This is a genomic window from Pandoraea sp. LA3, from assembly GCF_022696215.1.
In the GTDB taxonomy this organism is placed as follows: domain Bacteria; phylum Pseudomonadota; class Gammaproteobacteria; order Burkholderiales; family Burkholderiaceae; genus Pandoraea; species Pandoraea capi.
The window spans coordinates 235,567-254,004 of sequence record NZ_PTPY01000025.1; the positions used below are offsets into that span (position 1 = coordinate 235,567).

At 61.3% G+C, this 18,438-nt stretch carries 18 protein-coding genes and 1 tRNA gene; all 19 read right to left on the bottom strand.

The window, feature by feature from the left end:
- Positions 1-11: 11 nt before the first annotated feature.
- The 19 genes from nuoN to C5N93_RS28305 all read right to left on the bottom strand — a co-directional run bounded on the left by nuoN (position 12) and on the right by C5N93_RS28305 (position 18,325).
- On the bottom strand, positions 12-1,481 hold the full coding sequence (gene nuoN, locus C5N93_RS07310; RefSeq protein WP_242558778.1) for an NADH-quinone oxidoreductase subunit NuoN: 1,470 nt from the start codon (positions 1,479-1,481) through the stop codon (positions 12-14).
- A gap of 20 nt (positions 1,482-1,501) precedes the next feature.
- Positions 1,502-2,983: an NADH-quinone oxidoreductase subunit M gene (locus C5N93_RS07315; RefSeq protein WP_069345053.1), complete on the bottom strand. Its 1,482-nt coding sequence runs from the start codon at positions 2,981-2,983 to the stop codon at positions 1,502-1,504.
- A gap of 18 nt (positions 2,984-3,001) precedes the next feature.
- A complete protein-coding gene (nuoL, locus tag C5N93_RS07320; RefSeq protein WP_069345052.1) occupies positions 3,002-5,053 on the bottom strand; it encodes an NADH-quinone oxidoreductase subunit L in 2,052 nt (683 codons plus the stop codon).
- 14 nt (positions 5,054-5,067) lie between these two features.
- Positions 5,068-5,379: an NADH-quinone oxidoreductase subunit NuoK gene (nuoK, locus tag C5N93_RS07325; RefSeq protein WP_023596640.1), complete on the bottom strand. Its 312-nt coding sequence runs from the start codon at positions 5,377-5,379 to the stop codon at positions 5,068-5,070.
- A gap of 9 nt (positions 5,380-5,388) precedes the next feature.
- Positions 5,389-6,024, bottom strand: coding sequence for an NADH-quinone oxidoreductase subunit J (locus C5N93_RS07330; RefSeq protein ID WP_242558779.1), 636 nt, complete (start codon positions 6,022-6,024; stop codon positions 5,389-5,391).
- A gap of 80 nt (positions 6,025-6,104) precedes the next feature.
- Positions 6,105-6,596 carry an NADH-quinone oxidoreductase subunit NuoI gene (gene nuoI / locus C5N93_RS07335; RefSeq protein WP_039399235.1) on the bottom strand — a complete coding sequence of 164 codons (492 nt, stop codon included), beginning with the start codon at positions 6,594-6,596 and terminating at the stop codon, positions 6,105-6,107.
- Between the two features lie 23 nt (positions 6,597-6,619).
- Positions 6,620-7,684: an NADH-quinone oxidoreductase subunit NuoH gene (nuoH, locus tag C5N93_RS07340; protein WP_044455301.1), complete on the bottom strand. Its 1,065-nt coding sequence runs from the start codon at positions 7,682-7,684 to the stop codon at positions 6,620-6,622.
- Positions 7,685-9,997, bottom strand: a complete 2,313-nt coding sequence (gene nuoG / locus C5N93_RS07345) for an NADH-quinone oxidoreductase subunit NuoG (RefSeq protein WP_242558780.1) — start codon at positions 9,995-9,997, stop codon at positions 7,685-7,687.
- A gap of 29 nt (positions 9,998-10,026) precedes the next feature.
- Positions 10,027-11,319: an NADH-quinone oxidoreductase subunit NuoF gene (gene nuoF, locus C5N93_RS07350; RefSeq protein ID WP_069345048.1), complete on the bottom strand. Its 1,293-nt coding sequence runs from the start codon at positions 11,317-11,319 to the stop codon at positions 10,027-10,029.
- A complete protein-coding gene (gene nuoE / locus C5N93_RS07355; RefSeq protein ID WP_069345047.1) occupies positions 11,316-11,816 on the bottom strand; it encodes an NADH-quinone oxidoreductase subunit NuoE in 501 nt (166 codons plus the stop codon). Before nuoE ends, nuoF begins: the two co-directional genes overlap by 4 nt.
- Positions 11,817-11,986: 170 nt before the next feature.
- Positions 11,987-13,240: an NADH-quinone oxidoreductase subunit D gene (locus C5N93_RS07360; protein ID WP_069345046.1), complete on the bottom strand. Its 1,254-nt coding sequence runs from the start codon at positions 13,238-13,240 to the stop codon at positions 11,987-11,989.
- A 9-nt stretch (positions 13,241-13,249) separates the two neighbouring features.
- Entirely contained in the window at positions 13,250-13,849 is a 600-nt protein-coding gene (locus C5N93_RS07365; RefSeq protein WP_069345045.1) for an NADH-quinone oxidoreductase subunit C, read from the bottom strand.
- Between the two features lie 12 nt (positions 13,850-13,861).
- Complete coding sequence (locus C5N93_RS07370; RefSeq protein WP_010807413.1) at positions 13,862-14,341, bottom strand: NADH-quinone oxidoreductase subunit B; 480 nt, start codon at positions 14,339-14,341, stop codon at positions 13,862-13,864.
- 48 nt (positions 14,342-14,389) lie between these two features.
- Positions 14,390-14,749, bottom strand: coding sequence for an NADH-quinone oxidoreductase subunit A (locus C5N93_RS07375; RefSeq protein ID WP_039368621.1), 360 nt, complete (start codon positions 14,747-14,749; stop codon positions 14,390-14,392).
- Between the two features lie 130 nt (positions 14,750-14,879).
- A tRNA-Leu gene (locus tag C5N93_RS07380) sits at positions 14,880-14,964 on the bottom strand.
- Positions 14,965-15,106: 142 nt separating this feature from the next.
- Positions 15,107-15,475 carry a preprotein translocase subunit SecG gene (gene secG / locus C5N93_RS07385; RefSeq protein WP_069341649.1) on the bottom strand — a complete coding sequence of 123 codons (369 nt, stop codon included), beginning with the start codon at positions 15,473-15,475 and terminating at the stop codon, positions 15,107-15,109.
- A 102-nt stretch (positions 15,476-15,577) separates the two neighbouring features.
- Positions 15,578-16,345 carry a triose-phosphate isomerase gene (gene tpiA / locus C5N93_RS07390; RefSeq protein ID WP_242558797.1) on the bottom strand — a complete coding sequence of 256 codons (768 nt, stop codon included), beginning with the start codon at positions 16,343-16,345 and terminating at the stop codon, positions 15,578-15,580.
- A 181-nt stretch (positions 16,346-16,526) separates the two neighbouring features.
- A complete protein-coding gene (locus tag C5N93_RS07395) occupies positions 16,527-17,531 on the bottom strand; it encodes an NAD(P)H-quinone oxidoreductase (protein WP_150721500.1) in 1,005 nt (334 codons plus the stop codon).
- A 425-nt stretch (positions 17,532-17,956) separates the two neighbouring features.
- Entirely contained in the window at positions 17,957-18,325 is a 369-nt protein-coding gene (locus C5N93_RS28305; RefSeq protein ID WP_083253765.1) for a LuxR C-terminal-related transcriptional regulator, read from the bottom strand.
- Positions 18,326-18,438: the final 113 nt, after the last annotated feature.

An 18,438-nucleotide genomic window follows, 5' to 3' on the forward strand; every position in this document is an offset into this window, starting at 1 on the left:
CTTGCCGCCGCTTAGCTGGCCAGCGTCAGCTTGATCGTACGCAGGCACCAGTCCATCAGCGAACCCGGCATCAGGCCCAGATAGAGCATGGCCAGACCGTTGAGCGACAGCACGAAGCGCATCGTACCGCTGCCTTGCAGCGCGTTGGTGTCTTCGGCCTTGTCGAAGTACATCAGCTTCACGACACGCAGGTAGTAGAACGCGCCGATCAGCGATGCCACCACAGCCACCACGGCCAGCCACACCATACCGGCGTTCACGACCGCTTGCAGCACAGCCAGCTTGGCGTAGAAACCTGCCAGCGGCGGAATGCCTGCGAGCGAGAACATCAGCATCAGCATGACGAACGCAAACCACGGGCTACGCTGGTTCAGGCCCTTCAGATCCGAGAGGTTCTCGGCTTCGAAGCCCTGACGCGAAAGCAGCAGCACGATACCGAAGGTGCCCAGCGTCGTCAGCAGATAGATCACGCTGTAGAACATCGACGAACCGTAAGCATCGGCGATACCGTCGATCTTGCCGCCCACCACGCCCGAGAGCATGCCCAGCAGCACGAAGCCCATGTGCGAGATCGTCGAGTACGCCAGCAGACGCTTGACGTTGGTCTGCACGATAGCCGTCAGGTTACCGATCAGGAGCGAGAGCACTGCCAGGATGATTAGCATCTGTTGCCAGTCGATCGCCAGCGGCAGCATGCCTTCGACGAGCAGACGCAGCAGCAGTGCGAAGGCACCCAGCTTCGGCGCGCCGCCGATCAGCAGCGTGACCGGGGTCGGCGCGCCCTGGTAGACGTCCGGCACCCACATGTGGAACGGTGCCGCGCCGAGCTTGAACGCGAGACCGGCGACCACGAACACCACGCCGAACACCAGCACGATCTTGTTCACGGCGCCCGAAGCGATCACTTCGAAGACCTTGGCCAGTTCGAGCGAACCCGTCGCGCCGTACATCATCGACATGCCGTACAGCAGGAAGCCCGAAGCGAGCGCACCCAGCACGTAGTACTTCATGGCCGACTCGGTCGCATTCGTCGAATCGCGCCACACGGCGGCGAGTGCATACAGCGACAGCGACATCAGTTCCAGACCCAGATACAGCGTCAGGAAGCTGTTGCCCGAGATCATCACCGACAGGCCCAGCAGCGAGAACAGGCTGAGGACATAGAAGTCGCCACGGGCGAGACCGCGCGCTTCCAGATACTTCTGACCGTAGATGAAGGTGACGAACGTCGCCAGACCACCGAAGGCCTTGAGCAGGTTCGACATCGGGTCGGCGACGAACACATTGCCGAACAGGTAGTGCGACGCCGGGTCGGCGGAGTTGCACGCCCACAGCACCGACACGACAGCCGTCGTGATGAGTGCCAGCACGTAGTTGAGCTTGCGCGTCTGGCCGAGGAACGCGTCGCACATCATGATCACGAGGATCATGAGCAGCAGGATGGCCTCCGGCAACGCAGGCAGCAGATTAATGTTTTGCATGATCTAGATGTCCTCCCCGATTACGGCAGCTTGGTCTGCGCCACGTGGGCGAGGAGGTTAACCACGGAGGTATGCATCAGGTCCGTAAAAGGCTTCGGATAGATACCCATGAACAGCGTGAGGGCCGCCAGCACCGCAAGCATGAAGAACTCGCGCTTGTTGATGTCGACCAGTTCGCGCACGTGATCGTTGGCGATGGCGCCGAAAATCACGCGCTTGTACATCCACAGCGAGTACGCAGCACCGGTGATCAGCGAGGTGGCAGCCAGCAGGCCCACCCAGAAGTTCAGCTTCACGGCGCCCAGAATCACGAGGAATTCGCCCACGAAGCCCGACGTTGCCGGCAGACCGCTGTTGGCCATCGCGAACAGCATCAGGAAGGCGGCGAACTTCGGCATCGTGTTCACGACACCGCCGTAATCGGCGATGTTGCGCGAGTGCATGCGGTCATACAGCACGCCGATACACAGGAACATGGCGCCCGACACGAAACCGTGCGAGATCATCTGCACCATCGCACCCTGCATGCCGATTTCGCTGAACATGAAGAAGCCAAGGATCGCGAAGCCCATGTGAGCGATCGACGAGTAAGCCACGAGTTTCTTCATGTCCGTCTGCACCAGTGCCACGAGGCCGATGTAGACGATGGCGATCAGCGCGAGCGCGACCATGAAGCCCGACAGGTAATGGCTGGCGTCCGGTGCGATCGGCAGCGAGAAGCGCAGGAAACCGTACGCGCCAAGCTTCAGCATGATGGCAGCCAGCACCACCGAGCCGCCCGTCGGGGCTTCCACGTGGGCGTCCGGCAGCCAGGTATGCACCGGCCACATCGGCACCTTCACGGCGAAGGCCATGAAGAAGGCGACGAACAGCAGTATCTGCACGTTCATCGGCAGCTTCGCGGCGTACCAGTCCGTCAGCGTGAACGAACCCGTCACGTTGTACAGATAGATCAGCGCGACCAGCATCAGCAGCGAGCCGAGCAGCGTGTACAGGAAGAACTTGAACGCGGCATACACGCGGTTCGGGCCGCCCCACACACCGATGATCAAGTACATCGGGATCAGCGTGGCTTCGAAGAACACGTAGAACAGCAGGCCGTCTTGCGCCGAGAACACGCCGATCATCAGACCCGAGAGGATCAGGAACGCGGCCATGTACTGCGCCACTCGCTCCGTGATCACTTCCCAGCCCGCGATCACCACGATCACCGTGATGAGCGCCGTGAGCACGACCAGCCACAGCGAAATGCCGTCGATGCCCAGGAAGTAGTTGATGTGGAAGCGTTCGATCCAGCTCGACTTCTCGACGTACTGAAACGCCGAGGCCTTCGCGTCGAAATTCGAGATCAGCGGCAGCGTGACCAGGAAGCTCGCCAGCGAACCGATGAGCGACAGCGCACGTGCGCCGCCCGGATTGCGGTCGTTACCCACCGCGAGGACAAGAATCCCCGAAACGATGGGCAGCCAGATGGCCAGACTCAGAAGCGGTATTGATTGCATTGTTATTGGCTCCCCCTATTACTTGCCGTTCAACGTCACAAACAGCGTCAGGAGCCCGAGCATGCCGATGATCATGGCGAACGCGTAGTGGTAGATGTAACCGGATTGCACGAAGCGGATGACACCCGCGAACCAGCCCACCAGACGCGCGCTGCCGTTCACGACTGCGCCATCGATCAGGCCCTGATCGCCCGCCTTCCACAGGCCGCGACCAATCTTCAGCGCGCCCTTGGCGAAGACCACTTCGTTGATCTTGTCCATGTAGTACTTGTTATCGAGCAGCTTGTAGACGCCCGAGAACTTGTTCTTCAGCGCTTCCGGAATGTCCGGGCGCTTGAGGTAGAAGAACGCCGCGAGAATGATGCCCAGGGCCGACAGTGCGATCGGCAGCGTGCCGAACGAGTGCAGCGCCATGGCGACCCAGCCGTGGAACTCGTGGCCGAGTTCTTCCATCGCCGGGTGATTCTCGCCGATAAAGATCACGTCCTTGAACGCCACGCCCTGCTTGAAGAACTCGCCGAAGAGCATCGGGGCAATCGCGATGGCGCCGATGATGACCGACGGAATCGCCAGCAGAATCAGCGGAATCGTCACGACAGCAGGCGACTCGTGCGGCTTCTGACCCGGCGCGAGACCGTGGTGCTCGTCGTGTGCGTCCTCTTCTTCCTCGTGGTGCGCGTCGTGATGGTCATGCGCATGCGCCTGACCGAAACGCTCCTTGCCGTGGAAGACCAGGAAGTACATACGGAACGAGTAGAACGCCGTGACGAACACGCTGGCGACCACTGCGAAGTAGGCAAAACCCGAACCCGGCAGATGCGAGGCGGCCACCGCTTCGATGATCGAGTCCTTCGAGTAGAAGCCCGAGAAGAACGGTGTACCGATCAGGGCAAGCGAGCCCAGCAGCGACGTAATCCACGTGATCGGCATGTACTTCCACAGGCCGCCCATGTTGCGCATGTCCTGATCGTGGTGCATGCCGATGATGACCGAGCCGGCACCGAGGAACAGCAGCGCCTTGAAGAACGCGTGCGTCATCAGGTGGAAGATGGCGACCGGGTAGGCCGACACACCGAGCGCGACCGTCATGTAACCGAGCTGCGAGAGCGTCGAGTAGGCTACGACACGCTTGATGTCGTTCTGGATCATGCCCAGGAAGCCCATGAACAACGCCGTGATCGCACCGATGATCGTGATGAACGACAGCGCGGTGTCCGACAGTTCGAACAGCGGCGACATGCGGCTCACCATGAAGATACCGGCCGTCACCATCGTTGCCGCGTGAATCAGCGCCGAGATCGGGGTCGGACCTTCCATCGAGTCCGGCAGCCAGACGTGCAGCGGGAATTGCGCCGACTTACCCATCGCGCCGATGAACAGGCAGATACAGGCCACGGTGATCAGGCGCCAGTCGGTGCCCGGGAACGACAGGGCCGCGACTTCGTTGGCCTTGGCGAACACTTCGCCGTAGTTCAGCGTGCCGGTGAAGGCCAGCAGCAGGCCGATACCGAGCAGGAAGCCGAAGTCACCGACACGGTTGACCAGGAACGCCTTCATGTTGGCGTAGATCGCGGTCGGACGCGTGTACCAGAAACCGATCAGCAGGTACGAGACCAGACCCACCGCTTCCCAGCCGAAGAACAGTTGCAGGAAGTTGTTGCTCATCACGAGCATCAACATCGAGAACGTGAACAGCGAGATGTACGAGAAGAAGCGCTGGTAGCCCGGATCTTCCGACATGTAGCCGATGGTGTAGATGTGCACCATCAGCGACACGGAAGTGACCACGCACATCATCGTCACGGTGAGCGTATCGACGAGGAAACCGATCTCGAGCTTGAGTTCGCCGATGCGCGCCCATTCGTAGACCGTGGCGTTGAAGCTCGCCCCGTTCAGCACGTCGATGAAGGTCATGACCGACAGAACAAACGCGACGAGTACGCCGAGGATCGTGACCGTGTGGGCGCCCGCGCGTCCGACTTGCTTGCCGAACAGGCCGGCAATCATGGAGCCGACGAGCGGCGCCAGCGGAATCGCGAGCAGCAGGTTGGGATTCAATGTGGATGCCATAACAGCGTTCGCTTTTAACCCTTGAGGCGGTCGAGATCTTCGACGTTGACCGTTTCGAGCTTACGGAACAGCGTGACCAGAATGGCCAGGCCAATCGCAGCTTCTGCGGCGGCCACCGTAAGAATGAAGAACACGAATACCTGGCCGGCAATGTCGCCCAGGTAATGCGAGAACGCGACGAAGTTCAGATTGACCGCGAGCAACATCAGCTCGATGGCCATGAGCAGCACAATCACATTTCTGCGGTTGAGGAAGATACCGGTAATGCTGATCGCGAAGAGAATCGCACCCAGCACCAGGTAATGCGCTAGCGACAACGACATCATGCTGTCTCCTTATTCCGCCGCCGGCTTGTCAGTGCCGGTGGATTGCTGCCGGGCTTCGGCGGGCATCGACACCAGACGCACGCGGTCGCGCTTCTTCACGCGCACCTGCTGGCTCGGGTCGGTCTGTTTGTGGTCCTTACGGCTACGCATCGTGAGCGCAACGGCTGCCACGACGGCCACCAGCAGGATCAGACCTGCCACTTCGAAGGCGAAGATGTAGTCGGTGTACAGCGCAATACCGAGCGCCTTGGTGTTCGGCACATCCGGTGCCGACACGGCCTTGACCGGAGCACGCGTGGCACCGTAGCCGCGCATCAGCACGAGCGCCGCTTCGACGATCATGATCGCGCCGACGGCACTCGCCAGCGGAATGAACTTGCCGAAGCCGCGACGCAGTTCGTCGAGATTGATGTCGATCATCATCACTACGAACAGGAACAGCACCATCACCGCGCCGACGTAGACGAGCACCAGCATGATTGCCAGAAACTCGGCTTCGAGCAGCATCCAGATCGCCGCAGCGTTGAAGAAGGCCAGCACCAGGAACAGTGCAGACTGCACGGGGTTGCGCGAGGTCACGACCTTGAGGCCGGAGATCACGAGGATCAGCGCAAACACGTAAAAAAGAAAGGTTGTGAATTCCATAATCACCGGGTGTGCCGAGAATTAGCCAACGTCTGTTGCCGTACCGGGCGCGCTACACAGGCAACGCGCCCTGCCCTGCTTTAACGGTACGGCGCATCGGCCGCCTTGGCCGCCGCGATTTCGTTTTCGTAACGATCGCCCACCGCGAGCAGCATCTCTTTGGTGAAGTAAAGATCGCCGCGCTTCTCGCCGTGATACTCGAGAATGTGCGTCTCGACGATCGAGTCCACCGGGCAGCTTTCTTCGCAGAAGCCGCAGAAGATGCACTTGGTCAGATCGATGTCGTAGCGCGTGGTACGACGCGTGTTGTCTTCACGCACGTCCGATTCGATCGTGATGGCCATTGCCGGGCACACCGCTTCGCAAAGCTTGCAGGCGATGCAGCGTTCTTCGCCGTTCGGATAACGACGCAGCGCATGCAGACCGCGAAAACGCGGCGACAGCGGCGTCTTCTCTTCCGGAAACTGCACCGTCACCTTGCGTGCGAACGTGTAGCGCCCCGTGAGCGCCATGCCCTTGAGCAGTTCCAACAACAGGAAACTGCCGAAAAAGTCCTTGATTGCCCTTACCATGGGATTCCTCTACTCCGTTCGCCTCAGCCCCAGATGTTCCAGGGCGACATGATCCAGCCCCCAACCACGATCACCCAGAGGATCGTCAACGGCAGGAACACCTTCCAGCCCAGACGCATGATCTGGTCGTAGCGGTAGCGCGGGAACGTCGCACGCACCCAGATGAACACCGACAGCAGCAGGAACACCTTGAACGCCAGCCAGAACACACCCGGGATGAACGACAGGAAGCCGAACGGGGCACTCCAGCCACCCAGGAACAGCACCGACGCCAGCGCCGAGATGATGATCATGTTGATGTACTCGGCCAGGAAGAACAGGGCGAAGCCCATGCCCGAGTATTCGATCATGTGACCGGCCACGATTTCTGACTCGCCTTCCACCACATCGAACGGGTGGCGGTTCGTCTCGGCAATGCCCGAGATGAAGTAGACGACGAACATCGGCAGCAGCGGCAGCCAGTTCCACGACAGCAGATTCAGCCCCATGCCTGCGAACATGCCGTGCTCTTGCGAGCGCACGATGTCCGACAGGTTGAGCGAACCGGCCGTCATCAGCACCGTGACCAGCGCAAAGCCCATCGCGATTTCGTAGGAAATCATCTGAGCCGATGCGCGCATGGCGCCGAGGAACGCGTACTTCGAGTTCGATGCCCAACCGGCCAGAATCACGCCGTACACACCGATCGACGAAATCGCGATCGCGTAGAGCAGACCGGCGTTCACGTCAGCCAGCACGGCACCCGGCTGGAACGGGATCACCGCCCAGATCGCGAAGGCCGGCAGCACCGCCATGACCGGCGCGATGGCGTAAATGCCCTTGCTGACTTGCGACGGCGTGATCACTTCCTTGAGCAGAAGCTTCAACACGTCGGCGATCGGCTGGAGCAAACCGGCCGGACCCACGCGGTTCGGACCGAGACGCACGTGCATCCAGCCGATGAGCTTGCGCTCCCACAGAATCAGATACGCCACGCACAGCAGCAGAATCACGGCAACGACGAGAATGCGGACCAGCGCCCACACCGTCGGCCAGGCAACGCCCAGCAACTGCGTGCCGTATTGATTGATGACTTCGTTCAGGCTCATTTACGCCTTCTCCACCGAAATTTCACCGAACATCGCGCCAAGCGCGGCGGACGCCGGCGTGGCTGCCGGAACACGCACCACATTGGCAGGCAGCGTTTCCGAGCGAGCGGCCGGCAGCGTAACTACGGTGTCGCCCTGGCGCACGCGCACCGCGTCGCCCTTGGCAAGCCCCAGGCTGTCGAACAGCGCAGCCGGCAGCGTGGCACGCAGCGCAGCCTTGGCATCGTTGGTCAGTTGCAGCGACGGTGCGCGGCGCACCAGCGCATCGGCAGCGTAAATCGGCACATCGGCCAGACGCTCCAGACCCTGAGCCGCCGCCTTCGGCGCAGCCAGTGCGGCCTTGGCGCGGTTGTCGAGCGATGCTGCCGAGAAACCGGCCAGCGCTTCGTCGCGCACCTGCTCGGCGGTGTCCTGCTCGAAGCCTTGCAGCTTGAGGAGGTTGCCCAGCACGCGCAGCACCTTCCAGCCCGGACGCGCTTCACCCAGCGCACGCACCACACCGTTGAAGTGTTGCGGCAGGCCTTCGGCGTTGACGAACGTACCGGCGGTTTCCGTGAACGGCGCGATCGGCAGCAGCACGTCGGCGTATTCCAGACCGTGCTTGAACGGCGAGAGCGAGACGACCATCTTCGCGGCGTTCAGTGCCGTGAGTGCTTGCTTCGCATCAGCCGAGTCGAATTCCGGTTCGGCATTGAGCAGCAGGTAAGCCTGACGCGGTTGCGCGAACAGCGCAGCGGCGCCCTTCGCATTCGTCGCCTTCACGGCATAACCGCCGACCGTGTTCGCGCCTTCCGTCAGGAAGCCCAGCTTGGCGCCGGTGATATCAGCGATCACTTGCGCGACGGCGTGCAGTTGAGCGAATTGCGGATGCTGCACCACGGCGTTACCCAGCAGAATCGCACGACGCTCGCCGTTGATCAGCGAAGCGGCGATGGCCTTGGCCGCGTCGCTTGCGCTCACGCCGGCCAGTTCTGCCGGGACGGCAACGCCCTTGGCAGCGGCAGCGGCCACGGCGATACCGGCCAGCTCGCTCACCCAGGCGCTCGGCGCAGCGATGATCTTGTTGGCCAGCTTCACCAGCAGATCGTCGTCCGAGCCATGCAGCAGATTCAGTTGACCACCGGCCTTCACTGCCGAGCGCAGACGCGAGGCGAACAGCGGATGATCCTTGCGCAGGAACGAACCGACGACCAGCGCGCTTTGCAGCGTATCGAGTTCGGCGATCGGCAAGCCGAGCCACGGGGCACCCTGAGTGCCGCCCGACACGTCCGTCTGACGCAGACGGAAGTCGACGTTGTCGCTACCCAGCGCACGCACGAACTTCTGCAGCAGGTGCAGTTCTTCGATGGTCGCGTGCGGCGACGCCAGCGCGGCGACGGCATCGGCGCCGAAGTCGCGGATGATGTCCGTCAGACCGTGACCGACGTACTCAAGCGCCGTCTGCCAGTCGACTTCATGCCACTCGCCGCCTTGCTTGAGCATCGGCTTCGTGAGGCGCTCGTCGCTGTTCAGACCTTCGTACGAGAAACGGTCCTTGTCCGAGATCCAGCACTCGTTGACCGCTTCGTTCTCGAGCGGCACAACGCGCATGACCTTGTTGTTCTTCACTTGCACCACGAGGTTCGCACCCACGCCATCGTGAGGGCTCACCGACTTGCGGCGCGACAGTTCCCACGTACGGGCGCTGTAGCGGAACGGCTTCGAGGTCAGTGCACCGACCGGGCACAGGTCGATCATGTTGCCCGACAGTTCGGAGTCGACCGTCTTGCCCACGAAGGACGTGATTTCCGAGTGCTCGCCGCGACCCAGCATGCCGAATTCCATGACGCCGGCCACTTCCTGACCGAAACGCACGCAACGGGTGCAGTGGATGCAACGCGACATCTCTTCCATCGAGATCAGCGGGCCCACATTCTTGTGGAACACCACGCGCTTCTCTTCCTGATAGCGCGATGCCGACTTGCCGTAACCGACGGCCAGATCCTGGAGTTGGCACTCACCGCCCTGATCGCAGATCGGGCAGTCGAGCGGGTGGTTGATCAGCAGGAACTCCATCACCGATTGCTGTGCCTTCACAGCCTTCTCGGAGTTCGTACGCACGATCATGCCGTTGGCCACCGGCGTAGCACATGCCGGCACTGCCTTCGGGGCCTTCTCGACCTCGACCAGGCACATGCGGCAGTTCGCAGCGATGGACAACTTCTTGTGGTAACAGAAGTGGGGAATGTAGGTGCCGTTCTTCTTGGCAGCCTGGATCACCATGCTGCCTTCGGGCACCTCGACCTTTTTGCCGTCAATTTCGATTTCAACCATAGCGGTTCAATGCCAAGCGTCAAAAGGGATTAGTGAGCGCCGACCAAGCAATGCTTGTGCTCGACGTGGTAGGCGAACTCGTCCCAGAAGTGTTTGAGCATGCCGCGCACCGGCATCGCTGCGGCGTCGCCCAGCGCGCAAATGGTACGGCCCATGATGTTCTCGGCCACCGAGTTGAGCAGGTCCAGATCTTCCTTGCGGCCTTCACCGTGCTCGATACGATTGACCACGCGCCACAGCCAGCCCGTACCTTCACGACACGGCGTGCACTGACCGCACGATTCTTCGTAGTAGAAGTACGACAGACGCAGCAGCGACTTCACCATGCAGCGCGTTTCGTCCATGACGATCACCGCGCCCGAACCCAGCATCGAGCCAGCCTTGGCGATGCTGTCGTAGTCCATCGTGGTTTCCATCATCAGCCCGGCCGGCACGACAGGTGCCGACGAACCGCCAGGAATCACTGCCTTCAACTTCTTGCCGCCGCGCATGCCGCCGGCCAGTTCGAGCAGCTCGGGGAACGGCGTGCCCAGCGGCACTTCATAGTTACCCGGCAACTCGACGTCGCCCGACACCGAGAAAATCTTGGTGCCGCCGTTGTTCGGCTTGCCCAGTTCCAGATACTGCTGCGGGCCGGTGGCCAGCAGGAACGGAACGGCAGCGAACGTTTCGGTGTTGTTGATGGTCGTAGGCTTACCGTACAGACCGAAGCTCGCCGGGAAAGGCGGCTTGAAGCGCGGCTGCCCCTTCTTGCCTTCGAGCGATTCGAGCAGTGCCGTTTCTTCGCCGCAGATGTACGCACCGTAACCATGGTGGCCATGCAACTGGAACGAAAAATCCGTACCGAGAATGTTGTCGCCCAGATAACCGGCAGCGCGCGCCTCATCCAGGGCCTCTTCGAAGCGTTCGTACACTTCGTAGATTTCGCCGTGGATGTAGTTGTAGCCGACGGTGATACCCATCGCGTAACCGCCGATGATCATGCCTTCGATCAGCGAGTGCGGGTTGTAGCGAAGAATGTCACGGTCCTTGAACGTACCGGGTTCGCCTTCGTCCGAGTTGCAGACGAGGTACTTCTGCCCCGGGAATGCACGCGGCATGAAGCTCCACTTCAGGCCGGTCGGGAAGCCTGCGCCCCCGCGACCACGCAGGCCCGACGCCTTGACGTCGGCAATGACCTGCTCCGGCGTGATGCCCTCTTTCAGGATACGTGCGAGCTGCTGGTAACCACCGCGCTTGACGTAGTCCTCGAGGTGCCAGTTCTCGCCGTTCAGACCGGCGAGAATCAGCGGTTTGATGTGACGGTTGTGCAGCGACGTCATGCTTTCTCTCCTGCGGCGCCCTTGGCCTTGAGCTCGTCGATGAGCGCGTCGACCTTTTGTTCGCTCATGAAGCCGCACATGCGATGGTTGTTCACCAGCATGACGGGAGCATCGCCGCAAGCGCCCATGCACTCGCCTTCCTTGACCGTGAAGAGGCCGTCGGGCGTGATATCGCCATACTCGACGCCCAATTTTTCCTTCAGGTACTTGGCCATCTCTTCGCCACGCGTGAGCTGGCAAGGCAGGTTCGTGCACACGGTCAACTTGAACTTGCCCACGGGGCTCGTGTTGAACATGGTGTAGAAGGTTGCGACCTCTTGCACCGCGACTGCGGGCATTTCGAGGTAATCCGCCACGAACTGCATCACTTCGGGCGACAACCAGCCTTTTTCGACCTGCGCTACGGCAAGCGCGTGCATCACCGCCGACTGCTTCTGCTCGGCAGGGTATTTGGCAACGGCGCGGTCGATTTTCTTCAGGGCTTCGGGAGAAAGCATTTCCGATCCGACTGTTTTCTAAAACGTTATCCCCGCTCGTGCCAGCGCGGGCGCGTCGATTTTGTCGACTGCCCACGCACTACTGGCACGGCTACTGGAACGGCAATGGTATCGACCTGCGAAACCCTGCCGAATAAAACCTGCGGGCGCCTGGGGCGCCCGCTGCGCATTTAGCGATCGATCTCGCCGAACACGATGTCCTGGGTACCGATGATCGCCACAGCGTCGGCAATCATGTGACCCTTCGCCATCTCGTCGAGCGCAGAAAGGTGGGCAAAGCCCGGCGCGCGAATCTTCAGGCGATACGGCTTGTTGGCGCCGTCCGACACGAGATAGATGCCGAACTCGCCCTTCGGATGCTCGACAGCGGCATACGTCTCGCCGGCGGGCACGTGGAAGCCTTCGGTGAAGAGCTTGAAGTGGTGAATCAGCTCTTCCATGTTCGACTTCATTTCGACGCGCGACGGCGGTGCCACCTTGTGGTTATCCGTGATCACGGGACCCGGATTCGCACGCAGCCACTTCACGCACTGGCGGATCAGGCTGGCCGACTGGCGCATCTCTTCCACACGCACCAGATAACGGTCGTAGCAATCGCCTTCCTTACCCACCGGAATGTCGAACTCGAGGCGGTCATACACTTCGTACGGCTGCTTCTTGCGCAGATCCCAGGCAATGCCCGAGCCGCGCAGCATCGCGCCGGAGAAACCGAGCTGCATCGCACGTTCCGGCGACACCACGCCGATACCTACCAGACGCTGCTTCCAGATGCGGTTGTCGGTGAGCAGCGTTTCATACTCGTCGACACACTTCGGGAAACGGATGGCGAAATCTTCGATGAAATCGAGCAGCGAGCCTTCGCGTGCTTCGTTCATCTTCTTGATCGCGCGCTCGTTGTGGAACTTGGACGCGCGATATTTCGGCATCGTGTCCGGCAGATCGCGGTACACGCCACCCGGACGGTAGTACGCCGCGTGCATGCGGGCGCCCGAGACGGCTTCGTACACGTCGAACAGGTCTTCGCGCTCACGGAAGGCGTAAAGGAACACGGCCATTGCGCCCACGTCGAGGGCGTGCGAGCCGATCCACATCAGGTGGTTCAGCACGCGCGTGATCTCGTCGAACATCACACGGATGTATTGTGCGCGAATCGGCACGTCGACGCCGAGCAGCTTTTCGATCGCCATGACGTATGCGTGCTCATTGCACATCATCGACACATAATCGAGACGATCCATGTACGGCACGGATTGCAGGAACGTCTTCGACTCGGCGAGTTTTTCGGTCGCGCGGTGCAACAGGCCGATGTGCGGATCGGCGCGCTGGATCACTTCGCCGTCCAGCTCGAGCACCAGGCGCAGCACGCCGTGCGCTGCCGGGTGCTGCGGACCGAAGTTCAGGGTGTAGTTCTTGATGTCTGCCACAAGGCCACCTTAATGTTTCAGACCGGCGTAATGCTCTTCGCGGATGATGCGCGGCGTGATTTCGCGCGGCTCGATCGTCACCGGCTGGTAGATCACTCGCTTCTGCTCGGGGTCGTAACGCATCTCGACATAGCCCGACGTCGGGAAGTCCTTGCGGAACGGGTGACCGATGAAGCCGTAGTCCGTCAGAATGCGGCGCAGGTCCGGGTGACCTTCGAACACGATACCCACCAGATCGAACGCCTCACGTTCGAACCAGTTGGCCGAGCTCCACAGATCGATCAGCGATGCCACGACCGGCAGATCGTCTTCCGGTGCGAACACGCGCACACGCAGACGCCAGTTGTGGGTGAGCGAGAGCAGATGCGAGACGGCAGCGTAGCGCGGGCCATCATGGGCGCCATCGCCGTAAGCCGAATAGTCCAGGCCGGCAACGTCCATCAGTTGCTCGAACTTCAGCTCGGGATGATCGCGCAACGTGCGCGCCACTTCGAGATAGTCGCTCGCCTTGACGGTGAGCGTGAGCTCGTCGAGGGCTTCCACCAACTGCTCGGCACGGGGGCCAAGCACGTTTTGCAGGGTGGTTTTGAGTTTTTCTAGTGTAGACATGGGCGGTAGCGGTTATTTACGCGCGATCGTCGCAGTCCGCTTGATCTTCGACTGCAACTGGATGATGCCGTAGACCAGCGCCTCGGCCGTCGGCGGACAGCCTGGCACGTAGACGTCGACTGGCACGATGCGATCGCAACCGCGCACCACCGAGTAGGAATAGTGATAGTAGCCGCCGCCGTTGGCGCACGACCCCATCGAGATCACCCAGCGCGGTTCGGCCATCTGGTCGTAGACCTTGCGCAGCGCGGGCGCCATCTTGTTGCACAGCGTACCGGCCACGATCATCACGTCCGACTGACGCGGGCTGGGGCGGAACACCACGCCAAACCGGTCCAGATCGTAACGCGCCGCGCCGGCGTGCATCATTTCAACGGCACAGCACGCGAGGCCGAACGTCATCGGCCACAGCGAACCCGTGCGCGTCCAGTTGATGAGTTTGTCAGCCGTGGTGGTGACGAACCCTTCGCGCAAAACCCCTTCGATGCTCATATGCTTACCCTGAATCCTTCTGCAATGCTGCCAATGACGATGACGGTCTTATTCCCAGTCGAGCGCACCGCGCTTCCACAGGAAAACGAAACCGACGAGCAGTTCAAGCAGGAAACCCATCATGGAGATAAAGCCCACCCAGCCGATATCGCGCAGAGCAACGCCCCACGGAAACAGGAATGCCGTTTCGAGATCGAACAGGATGAAAAGGATGGCGACGAGATAGTAGCGCACATCAAACTTCATGCGCGCGTCTTCGAAAGCCTCGAAGCCGCACTCGTACGGAGAGAGTTTTTCGCTGTCGGGATTGTTGGGGCCGAGGAATTTACCGACGCCAATCAGGACCGCCCCAAGACCGCCACCTACCAGAAGAAATAGCAGGACGGGATAATAGGTTCCGAGGTTCAACTCTACCCTCTTTCGGTTAGTTCAAAGAACCGCTCTCGTCGATGGTGTGGGGACCGGAAAGCGGATGAACGGTGAGCACAAAATAAAATGCCAGCCAAAGCATAAACGCAAGGCTGGCATCGTAGAACTGTGGTGCCGACGGCGAGACTCGAACTCGCACAGCTTTCGCCACTACCCCCTCAAGATAGCGTGTCTACCAATTTCACCACGTCGGCATTCATAGTCTGCAATCCGCTGTCACTTACGAATCGCTTCAAGACCGCTATAGTAGCGCTCTTCGGCATTTTGTTCAATGCACAAATCGATTTTTTTTCAACTTTCTTTACAACGTATTACGTGTCACAAACGTACTGCGAATTACTTCGGCACGTCTTGCGGATTCGCTGCCGATGCCGGTGCCGGAGCACTTGCCGCAGCCGGTGCAGAGGCCGTTGCCGGTGCCGTCGCCGCAGGCAAATTACCAAGGACACCGATGTTTGCCGCCGGCTTGTACGAACCGAGATAAGTGAGGCCCAGCGTAGTCACGAAGAACACGGCAGCCAGTACAGCCGTGGTACGCGAGAGGAAGTTGGCAGAACCCGATGCACCGAAGAGGCTACCCGACGAACCGCTGCCGAATGCCGCGCCCATGTCGGCGCCCTTGCCATGCTGCAACAACACCAGACCGATGATGCCCAGCGCGGAAAGCACCTGCACCACGATCAACAACGTTTTCAACAACCCCATCTGATCACCCGTAGAGAAGAATCCAATTCGTCCAGACAACAGCGCAAATTGATGCACCGCGTCATGACTTATTTCACGCCGTTACAACGAACGGCATCGACGTCAGCGCGACAGACCCGCCTCGCAAATCGCCAGAAAATCGACTGCCTTCAGTGCCGCACCGCCGATCAGACCACCATCGACGTCCGCCATCGAGAACAGCTCGGCCGCGTTATCCGGCTTCACACTGCCGCCGTACAACACTGCCACATCAGTTACCGCCTCGCCCTTCGCACGCAGCAACGAACGCAGATGCGCATGCACTTCCTGCGCTTGCGCCGACGTTGCCGTCTTGCCGGTGCCGATCGCCCAGACCGGCTCGTAAGCGACCACGATCTGCACGGCCTGCTCAAGCGTCAATGCCGCCAGCACGGTTTCGAGCTGACGCGACACCACGGCCATCGTCTCGCCTGCCTCGCGCTCTGCAAGCGTTTCACCGATGCACACGATCGGCGTCATGCCGGCGTCGAGCACGCGCAACGTCTTCGCGGCGACGCTCGCATCGGTCTCGCCGTGATACGCGCGGCGCTCCGAGTGCCCCACGATCACAAAGCGTGCGCCGAACTCGGCGATCATCTGCGCAGCCACTTCACCCGTGAAGGCACCGCTCACCTGCGCCGACACATCCTGCGCGCCGAAGCCGAGCACCTGTCCCGAGAGGCGGGTCTGGCATTGTGCGAGATAGGGGGACGGCACACAAACGGCGGCGGTCACGCCCGGTGCGCTCAGCACAGGCGAAGCCAGCAGGTCGCCCAGCAGCGCCTCATTGCCGGCCAGACTGCCGTGCAGTTTCCAATTGCCCACGACGAGCTTGCCAGCCTTGCGGCTAATGGTGCGAGCCGAAGCTGCGGTACCAGTTGTCACGCCTTATCCCCCAATGCGTATGGACGAAAAACCTCTCATTCTAGTGCGTCCGGGGCATGGGGGTCAATTTCGATGGCTTTCCATCGAGCAAAACCGCATCAATTGGGATCTTGATGCGGTTTCTCCCGACAAATCACAACAAACGTGCTTACCAGGTCAGCACGATCTTGCCGACGTGCGTGCTTGTTTCCATCAATGCGTGGGCCTTGTCTGCCTGTTCGGCCGGAAACGTCTGATAAATCACCGGACGAATCTTGCCCGCCGCGAACAACGGCCACACCTTGTCGTGCAGGTTCTGGGCGATCGCCGCCTTGAACGCCACCGAGCGCGGGCGCAGCGTCGAGCCCGTCACCGTCAGACGGCGGCGCAGCAACGCGCCCATATCCAACGTCGCTTTGCTGCCGCCGAGCAGCGCGATGATCGCGATGCGACCGTCGAAGGCCAGCGCCTGCACTTCGCGCGGCAGATAGTCGCCGCCCACCATGTCGAGCACGACGTCTACGCCGCGATCCTTGGTGAGTTCCTTCGTCACGGCGACGAAATCCTCGGTCTTGTAGTTGATACCACGCTCAGCACCCAGCGTTTCGCAGGCGCGCGCCTTATCGTCGGACCCGGCCGTCGCGAACACACGATGACCGAGCGCCACCGCCAACTGGATGGCCGTCACGCCGATACCGCTCGTGCCGCCCTGTACCAGCAGCGTTTCCTTCTCACCCGCTTCCGTTTCGCCAAGACGTGCACGATCGAACACATTGCTCCACACGGTGAAGAACGTTTCGGGCAACGACGCCGCCTCGACATCCGACAGCCCCTCCGGCACCGGCAGCACTTGCGCGAGCGGCGCGGCGCAATACTCCGCGTAACCGCCGCCCTGCACCAGCGCACACACCCGCGAGCCGACCTTCAGGCCCCAGCGGTTGTCGGCGCCATCAAGCGCACCGTCCACGATCTCGCCCGCGACTTCCAGCCCCGGCAGATCCGACGCGCCGGGCGGCACCGGATACTGTCCGATGCGCTGGAGCACGTCCGGACGATTCACCCCTGCCGCACTCACCTTGATGAGCACTTCGCCCGGCTTGAGTTCGGGGCGCGGTCGCTCGGTGAGCTTGAGCACTTCGGGGGCGCCGTACTGGGTGATCTCGATGGCCTTCATCGTGTCTGTCCTCGGTTCTCGGAGCGGCGCCGCGTGGGTGCGGCGCCGCTCATCGTCATGGAATGCGATGGCGGCGTGCGAGCGCGCACCATCCGTATAAATAATGTCGAGCCGGTACCTTATCACCGACTGCGCAATCGCGTCGGCTGTCAATGCGGGTCGCGCGCCTCGACGAGAACATTCCGTATTTTCGGGACGCCGTCAGACCGACACTTTCGCGCAACGCGAACGCAGCGCGCGACAACGCGCAACAGCACGACAGCACAACGACGCGAACAGGGAACCCCCTCGGGGAAGCCGCAAGACGACAGCACGACGGCGCCGCAACGGGAGATGTGACTGGCGCGCCGCAACGCTCATCGGGGAACGTTCGCGACGCGCCGGGTTGACTAGCAATCTGAGGGCTTGTCCTGCGCCTGCATCCCCTAGGCGACGCCCTCGCCCTCTTCGTCGATCAGCCCGTGCCGCACGGCGTAGCCGATCAGTTCCGCGCTATCGCCCAGCGCGAGCTTGTGCAGAATGTGCGCGACGTGAGACTCGACCGTGCGTCCGTTCAGATGCAACGCATGGGCGACCTCATTGACGGCCAGACCGTCGACCAGCATATGAAACACTTCATTTTCACGCACCGACAGGCTGAGATGTCGCGCCTCGTCGTCACGTACATCGGTTCTCGACCGCGTTTGCGGCCGCCGATGCGATGCTCGCGGCAAATCACGGCGCGCCCCGTCGCACCACCCTGCGTCGGAAGCCGCCCGCGTGCCCGCACGGCCTCGTCCGCCTTCAAGTTTCATGCCCGCCTCCTCTGAGAAGACTTCCCACCACCCGAACCATCGGCGATATCGGACAGCCTGTGCATCGCCAACGACGGGCGTCGCTCATTGTGCGTCAGACAATTTGTGTTCGT